The sequence below is a fragment of the Curtobacterium luteum genome (assembly GCF_001475545.1).
Classification (GTDB): Bacteria; Actinomycetota; Actinomycetes; order Actinomycetales; family Microbacteriaceae; genus Curtobacterium; species Curtobacterium luteum_A.
The window spans coordinates 60,160-71,617 of sequence record NZ_LDQC01000042.1 but is presented as its reverse complement, the minus strand read 5'-3'; the positions used below and the strand labels follow the sequence as shown (position 1 = coordinate 71,617).

The following is an 11,458-nucleotide window of genomic DNA, read 5'->3' as shown; positions in this document are numbered from 1 at the left end:
GTTCGGGGTTCGGGGAGGGACGGGTGGAGCTGGGTCTGGTGGAACCGGGAGGTCGGCGGAACTGGTGGTCAGTCGCTGGTGGCGGTGAGGGGAGCGTACGTGTCGAGCCGCATGGTGGCGGTGGCGCGGTGCGCGCTCATGCCCTCGCTCGCCGAGATGACGTCGACGGCGTGCGCGACCGCGGGTGTGGCCTCGCGGGCGATCCGCTGGTACGTCAGGGGCTTGAGGTAGCGGGACACCGAGAGTCCGGCGCTGTGCTTCGCGCCCCCGGCGGTCGGCAGGGTGTGGTTCGTCCCGGCCATGCCCTTGTCCGAGTACGCGACCGTGCTCCAGTGGCCGAGGAACAGCGAGCCGTGGTTCGTGAGGTGGTCGTGGTACCAGTCGTCCTCGGTCGTCTGCACCTCGAGGTGCTCGGGGGCGAACTCGTCCATCACGAGCACGGCGTCCTCGCGGGTCGGCACGAGCACGACCGAGCCGTGGTCGCGCCAGGCCGGACCGCAGATCCCGTTCGTGGAGAGCATCGGGAGCTGCCGCTCCACCGCCTCGACGACCTCGTGCGCGAGCCGCTCGGACGTCGTCACCAGCGCTGCCGGCGAGTTCGGACCGTGCTCGGCCTGCCCGAGGAGGTCCGCCGCGACGATCTCCGCGTCGGCCGAGTCGTCCGCGATGACCGCGACCTCGCTCGGCCCGGCGAGCAGGTCGATGGCGACGGTGCCGAACAGCTGGCGCTTGGCCTCGGCGACGTAGGCGTTGCCCGCGCCGACGATCATGTCGACGGGGTCGAGGTCGGTGTCGAGGAGCCCGAACGCCATCGCCGCGAGCGCCTGCACGCCGCCGAGCACGAACAGCCGGTCGACGCCGGACAGGTGCGCCGCGTACGTCACCGCGTCGTTCGCGCCGCCGTCCGGCTGCGGCGGGGTGCACGCGACCACCGAGGGCACGCCCGCGACCTTCGCCACCCCGACCGTCATGAACGCGCTCGCGGTCAGGGGGAAGCGTCCGGCCGGCAGGTACGCGCCGACACTGCCGACCGGGACGTAGCGCTGCCCGACGACGAGCCCGTCGACGAGCTCGGCCTCGAAGTCCGCGAGGTGCTCCCGCTGCATCGCGGCGAACTGCTTCGTGCGGGCGGAGCCGAGTTCGATGGCCTCGCGGAGGTCGGGAGCGAGACGGTCACCGCTCGCGGCGATCTGCGCCGAGGTCAGCTCGACGGGGGCGTCCTGGCGGTCGAGCTCCTTCGCGTACCGGGCGATGGCGTCCATGCCACCGCGTTCGATCTCGGAGAGCATGCGGCTGACCGTCTCGATGACCGCCGGATCGCGCTGCGCGGGCGGGGTGTCCACGCCGGGGGCCTTGACGAACCGGAAACGGTCCGCGTTGCGGGTGGTGAAGCGGGAGGAGAGCTGCATGGGTCCAGCGTGGCGACGGGTCCGGCGCCGAGGTAGCCCGAATCGTTGCCGCTGGCCATCGGGAAACACGATGGTACGAACGCATTCCTCTGGTTCGACGCACCGGCGTCGCGTTCGAACTCGCCGTCGTCGCAGCGGTCCTGCTGCTGGACTGGCTGCCGTCAGAGCCGGCTCCGCCGTTCCGGACGGGAGGCACGGTGCGAGCCCGCACCGTGCCTCCCGTCCGGTCCTGGTCGCGTCAGCGACCCTCGGTCGCGCCCCGCTGTCCGGTCGCGCCCGTCGGGTACAGCCGTTCTCGGCTGGCCGTACGACCGCGAGCGCAGGATGGCCGAGTGTTCATCCCCACCCGCCCGGCGGGCCTCGAGGCCCTGCACGACTTCGTCCCGCGCGCCGGCGCCGACTACCGGCGCGACCGCAACCACGACCTCGGCCCCGCACGGACGAACGTCTCCGGGCTGTCGCCGTACCTCCGCCACCGACTGGTGACCGAGGAGGAGGTCGTCGACGCCGTCCTCGACCGTCACAGCCTCCACGCTGCGGAGAAGTTCGTGCAGGAGGTGTTCTGGCGGACCTACTGGAAGGGGTGGCTGGAGCAGCGACCCGAGGTGTGGCGGCGCTACCGGCGCGAGGTGCGTGACCTGCTCGCGTCCGAGCTGCCGGACGGGTACGAGGACGCGGTCGCCGGTCGGACCGGCATCGACGCGATGGACGCCTGGGCGCGCGAACTCGTCGAGACCGGGTACCTGCACAACCACGTCCGCATGTGGTTCGCGAGCATCTGGGTCTTCACGCTCGGGCTCCCGTGGCAGCTCGGCGCCGACTTCTTCCTCCGGCACCTGCTCGACGGCGACGCGGCGTCGAACACGCTCTCGTGGCGGTGGGTCGCGGGACTGCAGACGCGGGGCAAGACGTACCTCGCGACGACGGAGAACATCTCCCGCTACACCGAGGGGCGGTTCGCACCGACGGGGCTCGCGACGACGGCGCGGGCACTCGACGAGGAGCCGTTCCCGCACGCCGAGCCGATCACGCCGGAGGACGTCGTCGGGGAGGTCGGATCGCGGGTCGGGCTGCTGCTGCACGACGAGGACCTCGAGCCGACATCGCTCCTCGCCGCCCTCGGGCCGGACGTTCCCGAGCTGCGGGCGACCGCCGTCATCGCAGACGCCGGGGCCCGCTCGCCCGCGGCGGTGTCACCGCTCGTCGAGGCCTTCACGACCGGAGCCGTCGCGGACGCTGCGGCTCGGGCGGGAGGTGCCGACGGGCATCCGGCGACGACGCTCGGTGGCGTCGATGTGTCGACGGTCGTGGACTGGGCCCGCTCGGGAGCGCTCGACACCGTCCTCGTGCCGTACGCCCCGGTCGGGCCGGTGCAGGAGCGGCTCGACGAACTGCGGCCGACACTCGAGTCGGACGGGATCAGTCTCGTGACCGTCCGACGCCCGTGGGACAGCCGCGCGTGGCCGTTCGCATCGCGGGGGTTCTTCCCGTTCAAGGAGCAGATCCCCCGACTCGTCCGGGGACGGTAGCCGACGCGCCCCGGGACGGCGGTACCGTGCAGGGATGGACGACGACGTCACAGCGCAGCGGACCTGGTCCGGCACGATGCTCGTCGCTCGCGGATCGGAACCGCTCGTCGAACGCGCCGCGGGGAACACCGCCGGACCGGACGCACCGCCGATCACCCTCGGCACGAGGTTCCAGGCGGGCTCGATCAGCAAGCAGCTGATGTCCGTCGTCGCCCTCGACCTCGTCGCCCGCGGCTCCCTCGCGCTCGACCAGCCGATCGCCGAGCACCTGCCCGACCTCCCCGCCCACCTGCGGTCGGTGACGCTCCACCACCTCCTCAGCCACACCTCCGGACTCGGACACTGGAGCAGCCTCGACGGCGTCCCGCCCCTGCTCGACGTCCCGCCGTCGCGCGGGGAGCTCGTCCGGCTGACCCTGCAGTCGCCCCTCGGATCTCCACCCGGCGAGCGCCCCCGGTACAGCGGGCCGGGCTTCCTCCTCGTGGCGCTGGTGATCGAGGCGGTGACCGGCCACCCGTACGCGGAGGCCCTCGGAGACGTGGTGCTCGGGCCGGCCGCGATGGACGACACGACCTCCGGGCAGTTCCCCGAGCACGGGGCGGCTGTCGGACAGGTCGACAGACGGACGATCACGGTCGAGCCGGGGTTCGCCGACCTCCCCGGTACCGGTGACCTGTGGACCACGGCCGGTGACCTGCTGCGGTACGTCCGGGCGCTCCGGTCCGGACGGATCCTCCCAACGGACCTGGTCGCGGCGATGCTGTCACCGCGGGCCACCCTCGACCGACCGGACCCTGCCGACCGGCCGCTCTCGGCGACGGGGTACGGCTACGGCACGTTCCTCGGACGGGTGCTCGGCGAGGACGGCTGGTTCGTCCCCGGCGACAACCCCGGCTTCCAGTCCCTGCTCGCCGTCGTGCCCGGCTCGGATACGACGCTGACCGTCCTGAGCAACGATGCGAGCGGTGTCGAAGGTGCGCTCCACGAGTGGGCAGCGGCCCGATGACGATTCCGAAGGACCTCCTGCTCGCCACGCTGGGCGCCCAGCGGCGCCGCGTCCTCGACACCCTCGACGGCCTCCCCACCGAGGCGCTGACCCGCTCGGCCGTCCCCTCGGGCTGGTCTCCGCTCGGCATGGTCCGGCACCTGACCCTCGACGTCGAGCGGTTCTGGTTCCAGGGGGTCGTCGCCGGCGAAGCGCTCGACCTCCCGACCGACGACGAGGTGTGGCACCCGTCGCCGTTCCCGAGCCGCCGACAGATCCTCGACGACCACGAGGCCGCCGCGGCGCGCTCCGACCGCATCATCGAGTCCACGGCGCTCGACGCACGCCCCTCGTCACGGGCGTTGGCGCTCTACCCGTGGGCGCCGGACCGATCCCTGCTCGAGACCGTCCTGCACGTCATCACCGAGACCGCGACGCACGCCGGCCACCTCGACGTCGGGCGCGAGCTCGTCGACGGCCACCAGCACCTCGTCCTCACCGAGTTCACCGACGGGAGCTGATGGTCGCAGCAGTGTGGGTGGTGACCGGCCTGGAGGCGCGACCCGCCTGACGGAGGCGGGTCGCGCCTCCAGGCCGGTCACCGCGACAGCGGTCGACGCACGACCGCAGCCTGCCGCAGCTCGCCTACCCCAGCGGCTCGACCCCGTAGCCGGAGACCACTGCGCGCAACTCGTCGAGGTACGTCTGCGCCTGCACGGTGAGCGGGACCGAGGCGTGTGCGATCCAGCCGATCTCGATGCGCTCGTCGACGTCGAGGGGGATGGCGACGATCTCGGGATCGAGATCGTCGCTGATCAGGCCCGTGGAGATCGTGTAGCCGCCGAGGCCGATCATGAGGTTGAAGATCGTCGCCCGGTCCGACACCCGGATCTCTCGCTTGCTCGACATCGTCGAGAGGATCTCCTCGGCGAGGTAGAAGGAGTTGTTGGCGCCCTGGTCGAACGTGAGCCGCGGCAGGTCGGCGAGGTCCTCGAGGGTGGCGCGCTCACGGACGGCGATCGGGTTGCGGCGGGCCACGAAGATGTGTGGCTGCGCGACGAACAGCGGGGTGAACACGACCCCCGCGTCACGGAAGAGCTTGCCGAGCACCTGTCGGTTGAAGTCGTTGCGGTAGAGGATGCCGACCTCGCTCCGGAGCGTGCGGACGTCCTCGATGATGTCCCACGTCCTGGTCTCGCGGAGGGAGAACTCGTACTCGTCGGCGGCAGCCCCCTCGACCATCCGGACGAAGGCCTCGACCGCGAACGAGTAGTGCTGCGCCGACACCCCGAGCAGCCGGCGTGACGCCTGCCGGCCGACGTAGCGCTGCTCGAGGAGGGACACCTGCTCGACCACCTGCCGGGCGTAGCCGAGGAACTCGACCCCGTCGACGGTGAGCACGACACCGCGTGCCGACCGGGTGAAGAGCGGGCGCCCGATCCGCGTCTCGAGGTCCTTCATCGCCGCGGACATGGTCGGCTGCGACACGTAGAGCAGGTCAGCCGCCGCGCTGATCGACCCCTCGGAGGCGACCTCGATGAAGTACCGCAGCTGCTGCAGGGTGATGTCGTTCGCGACCCGAGCCATAGGCAGAGGCTATACCGCCGCATAGCGTCTCCGTATTACCTGATGACCCGCGGTTCCCGTCATGATCGGTAGACCCCTTCCCAGTGCCTCCGGGCCGCTCAGCAGACGGATGGCTCACCATGACGGACGACCTCACCTTCAGCATCACCAGGACCCGGTTCGACGAGGACTACTCCCCCTCGGACAGCTCCCGGTTGACGACGAACTTCGCGAACCTGGCGCGCGGGGAGCGGCGGCAGGAGAACCTCCGCAACGCGCTCGGGATGATCGACGGTCGGCTGAACGAGCTGGCCGGGTCTGCGTCGGCGACGGCCGCTGTGTCGGGTGCGACCGGTGACCGGTACCGTGCCGAGCTCGACATCGTGTCGGTGTCGATGGAGTTCTCGGACGACGGTTCCGACGAGCGGTTCCCGCTGCTCGAGATGCTCGACGTCACGATCGTCGACCAGCACACCGGCGAGCGCCACCGCGGCATCCTCGGCAACAACTTCTCGTCGTACCTCCGCGACTACGACTTCTCGGTCCTGCTGCCGTCGCTGCCCGCGCTGCCGTCCGACTTCGGGCAGCTGCACGGGGTCCTCTTCCAGCGGTTCCTCGCGTCGTCGGCGTTCCACGACGAGTTCGACGCAGAACCCGTCGTCTGCATCAGCGTGTCGACGAGCCAGACCTACCGGCGGAACGGGTACGTCCACCCGGTCCTCGGCGCCGAGTACGAGCACGAGCACTCCTCGCTCACCGACGACTACTTCGGCCGGATGGGCATGCAGGTGCGCTACTTCCAGCCCGCGGGCGGGGCTGCTCCGCTCGCGTTCTACTCCCGCGGCGACGTCACCGTGGACTACTCGGACCTGCAGCTGATCGGCACCATCGCCACGATGGAGACGTTCCAGAAGATCTACCGTCCGGAGATCTACGCCGCGAACACCTCCGCCGGCGCGACCTACCGCCCGACCCTCGAGCACACCGACTTCACCGTGCCCCCGGTCACCTACGACCGCGAGGAGCGCAGCCGCCTCGGCGTCACCCAGGGCCGGTGGACCGAGGAGCACCTCGTGACGCCGCACCGCGCGCTGCTCGCCCGGTTCGCCGCCGACGCCGCCGTTGCCCTCTGAATCCCATCCCTCCTGACAGGACCCGCACGCGAATGAGCAACCTCCTCCCCACCTCGATCGTCGGCAGCCTGCCGAAGCCCTCGTGGCTCGCCGAGCCCGAGAAGCTGTGGTCCCCCTGGCTGCTGGAGGGCGACGCTCTGGCCGAGGGCAAGCAGGACGCGCTGCGTTCCGCCGTCCACGAGCAGGTGCGCAGCGGGATCGACATCGTCAGCGACGGCGAGCAGACCCGGCAGCACTTCGTCACGACGTTCATCGAGCACCTCGACGGCATCGACCAGCAGCGCAAGGAGACCGTCCGGATCCGCGACCGCTACGACGCGGCGGTCCCCACGGTCGTCGGCGCCGTCAGCCGTCCCGCCCCGGTGTTCGTCGAGGACGCTGCATTTCTCAGGGCTCAGACCGACCGGCCCATCAAGTGGGCACTCCCCGGCCCGATGACCATGATCGACACCCTGTCCGACCAGCACTACCGGTCGCGCGAGAAGCTGGCGTGGGAGTTCGCCACGATCCTCAACCAGGAGGCGTTGGAGCTCCAGGCCGCGGGCGTCGACGTCATCCAGTTCGACGAGCCCGCCTTCACCGTCTTCCACGACGAGGTGCAGGACTGGGGCGTCGCCGCGCTCGAACGCGCTGCCGAGGGCCTGCACACCGCCGAGACCGCCGTGCACATCTGTTACGGCTACGGCATCGAGGCGAACAACAAGTGGAAGGAGACGCTCGGCGCCGAGTGGCGGCAGTACGAGCAGTCGTTCCCGTTGCTGCAACAGTCGTCGATCGACATCGTCTCGCTCGAGTGCATCCACTCCCACGTGCCGCTCGACCTCGTGGAGCTCATCCGCGGCAAGAAGGTCATGCTCGGCGCGATCGACGTCGCGACGGAGACCGTCGAGACGCCCGACGAGGTCGCCGAGGTGCTGCGGCGAGCACTCGAGTTCGTCGACGCGGACAAGCTCATCCCGAGCTCGAACTGCGGGATGGCGCCGCTGGCGCGCGGTGCTGCGCTCGCGAAGCTCGGGGCGCTGTCCGCCGGTGCGAACATCGTGCGGGCCGAGCTCGTGGGCGCGGTGGTCCCGGCGGGACGCTAGTCCGTCGGGTCACGGTCGTTGCTCCGGCCGAGTGGTCGGCTCGCGGTGCGGCCTGGAGGCGTGGCTGACGTCCGGCGGTGACGTCGCGCTGGTGCGCGTTCTCACGACACCTCTGCACCTCCGCGCAGACTCCACGAGCGGCCTGTTCCTGGGCGGGGACCGCTCGAGCTGATTGGGTGGAGGTCAGACCGCGACCGAGGAGGACACGGGTGGAAGCGACTTGGCCACTGTGGGTCGTCGGCGCCGCGTTCGTCCTGATCGGCGTGGTCTTCGCGGCGGATCCCAGGGAGACTCGCGAGTTCTTCGCGCGACACATCCGGACGATGCGTGGCGATCAGGCCGCGCAGCGGTACCGCCGCTTGCCGGCCGGGCTCTTCCGCGCGCTCGCACTCGCGATGATCGGTGCCGGCATCCTCTTCGGCTGCCTCGCAGCCGGACTGTGACGATCACGAGGCTGAGACCGCACTACGGGACACCATGATCGAAGCGCCATCAGCGGCGCCGGAACAGGAAGCTCATGGTCTACGCCCTGTTCCCGTACTCCTGTTCGATGATCGCCGTGGCGATGGTGTCGGCCGCGTGCGGAGCCTTCGCCAGGGCGTGCACGACTGCGGTGATCCCCGCGGCGTCGACGATCGCCGCCCCCGCTGCTCGTACCTCTCCGTTGATCCACGTCGTTGCTCCTTCGCGCTGCCAACTCACCGTCCGCGCTGAGTCTGCGCCGGGTTCCAGGGCCCATTCCGCGTAGCGACAGAGGTCATCGAACGTGGACCAGAAACCGCCCGCGGAAGCGAAAGCCGATGCTCCGAGCGCCCAAGGCCTGATCGTGCGGCCGAAGAGTCTCGGCCCGATGGCCTCCCCACGCTCAGGCACGAGGGTCACGGAGCTGATCCCCGCCGGTTCGAGGACCTCCCGCCGCACAGCGGCGAACCAATCGCCGTGCACTTCATCGAGAACTGCACCCAGCAACGCGTACCCGAGATTCGAGTACACGTACCGACCTCGCGGGGTCTCCGGTACTGCAGCGGCCAAGTCGAGTGGAACGCCGACAGTCTCCCGGTACAGGTCGCCGAAGACGCGGTCTCGCATCGTCGACGGGAGCCGCGGCAGCCCGGAGGTGTGGTGGACGAGGTCGGCGACTGTCATGTCGACGTCAGGCACGTCAGGGAGGTAGTGCACGACGGGACGCTCGACCTCGAGCGTCCGACAAGCCGTCGTGCCCACAAGCCCCTTCGTGATGCTCCCCCACTCGAGCAGCGGTGCCGCTGCGTAGAGCCCACGGGGCTCACGGACGACTCGCCAGCCTTCCTTCGCACGGAGACTCGCGCGCCAGTGCCCCGGGGCACGAAGCGGACCTCGCACCGAAGTCCTCCCCGTGCAGTTGACCATCAGCAACTGAAACATTAGCGTTCTTCACATGGGTGGAGCAATGGTGTTCGCGTTGGCGCTCGAGATCGGTGCCGCCGTCCTCGTGACCTGGTTGACGTGGCGGGCCGCCACCGGAACGCTCACCCGGAACGATCTCGCGGGCGTTCGAACGCGAGTGACGATGTCCAGCGAAGCCGCTTGGCGTATCGGCCACCGCGCAGCGCTGCGCCCGACGGTGGTCGCCGGAGCCACCAGCGTGCTGTGGTGCCTGGTCGGCATCGCCAACCCGATGCTGCGGCACCCGATCTCGGTGCTCGTCGCGGCGGCGGTCCTGCTCATCGGAGCGTTCCTGTCCATCCCGGCTGCACACCGCGCTGTGCGCCGAGCCTCGCTCGATCACGGGCCCCGCCTACACTCGGACTCGTGACCAGGGACAGCACGGGACCGCGCTTCATGCGGCGCCCGAAGGTCTTCCAGGGCGAACAGGTCTGGATCGTGCAGCACGACGAGTCGCCGCACAACACCGTCCTCGGCGTCTTCGCCACGGACGACGAGGCGTACGCCTTCATGGAGACCGTGCAGGGCGACTACGAGAACGGGGTCATCTGCTCGAGCTTCCCGATCGGGTACCGGTCGACGGACGGGGCTGTCCGGTACCGGGCCGAGGAGTGACGACCGCGATCGACGGTCGATGCTCGCGCCTGGTCAGATGAACACGAGCGTGGTGAGCAGCGCGAGCAGTGCCAGCGCCGACGTCATCGCCGTCGCGACGATCGTCGACACCCGCGACCGCCCCGGTCCACGGGTGTCGCGCCAGGCCAGTACGACGCACACCGCGGCGATCAGGGTCAACGGCAGCACGACGAACAGGTCGCCGAACCGGGTGAGCTCGACGAACGCACGGGTACTGCCTGCCGACCCCTGGCTCGCGGCGTAGATCAGCCCGTTGCCGACGAGCGCGAGGAACCCGAACAGCGCCCCGAGCGCGGCAGCGGCGAAGCCGACGGACGCGGCGACGATCCCGCCGACCGCCCACCAGGACCCTCGCCGGACAGCAGGCGGAGACGGCGCCGGTGGTGCACCCCAGATCGGTCCTGGGCTGCCCGTTCCCCGCTGCTGCACGGGTCCGAGCCTGCCACACGGCCGGTCGCGGAAGGTGCCCTGGACGCGACCAGCACGACGGACGGGAGGCGCGGTCATGGTCAGACCGTGCCTCCCGTCCGTCTCCGCTGCCAGCGCGACGACGACTGGTCAGGGGCGGAAGACCGCCCGGACGCACCCGTCGGTCTTCTCCTTGAACATCGCGTAGCCCGCGGGCCCCTCCTCGAGCGGCATGACGTGCGTCGCGAGGTGCTCGGTGACGATCTCGTCCCGCGCCATCCGCTCGAGGAGCATCGGGATGTACCGGTGCCCGTGCTGCTGCGCGGAGCGGATGGTGAGGCCCTTGTTCATCACCGCCCCGAGCGGGAACTTGTCGACGAACCCGCCGAACACCCCCAGCACGAAGAGGCTGCCGCCCTTGCGCGCGGCGAAGACTGCCTCCCGGACGGCCGTCGGCCGGTCGGTCTGGAGCCGGAGCTGCTGCTTCAGCTGGTCGTAGGCGAAGTCCGGACCGTCGCGGTGTGCCTCCATCCCGACGGCCTCGATGCACACGTCCGGGCCGCGACCCCCGGTGCGCTCGCGGAGCTCCGCCGTCACCTCGCTCGTCTCGTAGTTCATCGTCTCCGCACCGATGACCTGCTCGACCTGGGTCAGCCGCTCCTGGAACCGGTCGATCACGATGACGCGCTCGGCACCGAGGAGCAGGGCGCCGCGAGCGGCCATCTGCCCGACGCCGCCGGCACCCCACACCGCGACGGTGTCGCCGGGTTCCACACCACCGAGGTCCGCTCCCATCCAGCCCGTCGGGGCGGCGTCGGACGCGAAGAGCGCCCGCTCGTCGCTGACCCCCTCCGGGACGTGGAAGGCATCCTGGTCCGCGTAGGGGACGCGGATGTACTCCGCGTGGCTGCCGGCCCAGCCGCCGAGCGCGTGGGAGTAGCCGTAGCAGCCGCCGGGCGCCTGGCCCCACAGCATCTCGGGGATCCCGGCGTTGGGGTTGCCGTTGTCACAGAGCGAGGTGAGCCCGTTCTTGCAGTACCAGCACTTCCCGCAACTGATGAACGAGCAGACGACCACGCGGTCACCGACCCGGTGCTTCGTGACGGCGGACCCGACCTCGACGACCTCCCCGATGAACTCGTGCCCGAGCACGTCCCCGGCCCGCATCGTCGGGACGTACCCGCCGAGCAGGTGCAGGTCGGACCCGCACGAGGTGCTCAGGATCACCTTGACGATGATGTCCTGGGAGTTGAGGATCCCCGGATCGTCGACGGTCTCCACC

At 70.4% G+C, this 11,458-nt stretch carries 13 protein-coding genes; 8 read left to right on the top strand and 5 right to left on the bottom strand.

Annotated features, from left to right (window positions below):
- Window positions 1-68: 68 nt before the first annotated feature.
- On the bottom strand, window positions 69-1,409 hold the full coding sequence (hisD, locus tag NS184_RS08115; protein WP_058725613.1) for a histidinol dehydrogenase: 1,341 nt from the start codon (window positions 1,407-1,409) through the stop codon (window positions 69-71).
- A 332-nt stretch (window positions 1,410-1,741) separates the two neighbouring features.
- On the opposite strand from hisD, the gene NS184_RS08110 reads away from it, so the two are divergent.
- From NS184_RS08110 to NS184_RS08100, 3 genes are read left to right on the top strand one after another with little or no spacing between them, the layout of a single operon-like run.
- Window positions 1,742-2,938 (top strand): FAD-binding domain-containing protein, encoded by a 1,197-nt coding sequence (locus NS184_RS08110; protein ID WP_083513548.1) that lies wholly within the window; start codon window positions 1,742-1,744, stop codon window positions 2,936-2,938.
- Window positions 2,939-2,972: 34 nt separating this feature from the next.
- Complete coding sequence (locus tag NS184_RS08105; RefSeq protein ID WP_058725612.1) at window positions 2,973-3,944, top strand: serine hydrolase domain-containing protein; 972 nt, start codon at window positions 2,973-2,975, stop codon at window positions 3,942-3,944.
- Window positions 3,941-4,444: a DUF664 domain-containing protein gene (locus NS184_RS08100; RefSeq protein ID WP_083513552.1), complete on the top strand. Its 504-nt coding sequence runs from the start codon at window positions 3,941-3,943 to the stop codon at window positions 4,442-4,444. Before NS184_RS08105 ends, NS184_RS08100 begins: the two co-directional genes overlap by 4 nt.
- A gap of 124 nt (window positions 4,445-4,568) precedes the next feature.
- Here NS184_RS08100 and NS184_RS08095 read toward each other — a convergent pair whose 3' ends face one another.
- Entirely contained in the window at window positions 4,569-5,510 is a 942-nt protein-coding gene (locus NS184_RS08095) for a LysR family transcriptional regulator (protein WP_058725610.1), read from the bottom strand.
- A gap of 119 nt (window positions 5,511-5,629) precedes the next feature.
- On the opposite strand from NS184_RS08095, the gene NS184_RS08090 reads away from it, so the two are divergent.
- From NS184_RS08090 to NS184_RS08080, 3 genes are all read left to right on the top strand, one after another.
- Complete coding sequence (locus tag NS184_RS08090; RefSeq protein WP_058725609.1) at window positions 5,630-6,622, top strand: putative oxygenase MesX; 993 nt, start codon at window positions 5,630-5,632, stop codon at window positions 6,620-6,622.
- Between the two features lie 32 nt (window positions 6,623-6,654).
- The gene (locus NS184_RS08085) at window positions 6,655-7,707 is read left to right on the top strand and encodes a methionine synthase (protein WP_058725608.1); all 1,053 of its coding nucleotides are present in this window, start codon (window positions 6,655-6,657) and stop codon (window positions 7,705-7,707) included.
- A 209-nt stretch (window positions 7,708-7,916) separates the two neighbouring features.
- On the top strand, window positions 7,917-8,150 hold the full coding sequence (locus NS184_RS08080; RefSeq protein WP_058725607.1) for a hypothetical protein: 234 nt from the start codon (window positions 7,917-7,919) through the stop codon (window positions 8,148-8,150).
- 79 nt (window positions 8,151-8,229) lie between these two features.
- Here NS184_RS08080 and NS184_RS08075 read toward each other — a convergent pair whose 3' ends face one another.
- A complete protein-coding gene (locus tag NS184_RS08075; protein WP_242862997.1) occupies window positions 8,230-9,096 on the bottom strand; it encodes a serine hydrolase domain-containing protein in 867 nt (288 codons plus the stop codon).
- Window positions 9,097-9,124: 28 nt separating this feature from the next.
- On the opposite strand from NS184_RS08075, the gene NS184_RS08070 reads away from it, so the two are divergent.
- Complete coding sequence (locus NS184_RS08070; protein WP_083513546.1) at window positions 9,125-9,502, top strand: SdpI family protein; 378 nt, start codon at window positions 9,125-9,127, stop codon at window positions 9,500-9,502.
- The gene (locus tag NS184_RS08065) at window positions 9,499-9,747 is read left to right on the top strand and encodes a hypothetical protein (RefSeq protein WP_242862995.1); all 249 of its coding nucleotides are present in this window, start codon (window positions 9,499-9,501) and stop codon (window positions 9,745-9,747) included. Before NS184_RS08070 ends, NS184_RS08065 begins: the two co-directional genes overlap by 4 nt.
- 33 nt (window positions 9,748-9,780) lie before the next feature.
- Here NS184_RS08065 and NS184_RS08060 read toward each other — a convergent pair whose 3' ends face one another.
- Entirely contained in the window at window positions 9,781-10,197 is a 417-nt protein-coding gene (locus NS184_RS08060) for a hypothetical protein (RefSeq protein ID WP_152998124.1), read from the bottom strand.
- Window positions 10,198-10,326: 129 nt separating this feature from the next.
- Window positions 10,327-11,457, bottom strand: coding sequence for a zinc-dependent alcohol dehydrogenase (locus NS184_RS08055; RefSeq protein ID WP_242862994.1), 1,131 nt, complete (start codon window positions 11,455-11,457; stop codon window positions 10,327-10,329).
- Window position 11,458 lies beyond the last annotated feature (1 nt).

Bases quoted from the DNA above. Each gene is read 5' to 3' on its own strand.
- hisD (WP_058725613.1), bottom strand. From the start codon at position 1,409: ATGCAGCTCTCCTCCCGCTTCACCACCCGCAACGCGGACCGTTTCCGG.
- NS184_RS08105 (WP_058725612.1), top strand. From the start codon at position 2,973: ATGGACGACGACGTCACAGCGCAGCGGACCTGGTCCGGCACGATGCTC.
- NS184_RS08100 (WP_083513552.1), top strand. From the start codon at position 3,941: ATGACGATTCCGAAGGACCTCCTGCTCGCCACGCTGGGCGCCCAGCGG.
- NS184_RS08095 (WP_058725610.1), bottom strand. From the start codon at position 5,510: ATGGCTCGGGTCGCGAACGACATCACCCTGCAGCAGCTGCGGTACTTC.
- NS184_RS08090 (WP_058725609.1), top strand. From the start codon at position 5,630: ATGACGGACGACCTCACCTTCAGCATCACCAGGACCCGGTTCGACGAG.
- NS184_RS08085 (WP_058725608.1), top strand. From the start codon at position 6,655: ATGAGCAACCTCCTCCCCACCTCGATCGTCGGCAGCCTGCCGAAGCCC.
- NS184_RS08075 (WP_242862997.1), bottom strand. From the start codon at position 9,096: ATGGTCAACTGCACGGGGAGGACTTCGGTGCGAGGTCCGCTTCGTGCC.
- NS184_RS08070 (WP_083513546.1), top strand. From the start codon at position 9,125: ATGGGTGGAGCAATGGTGTTCGCGTTGGCGCTCGAGATCGGTGCCGCC.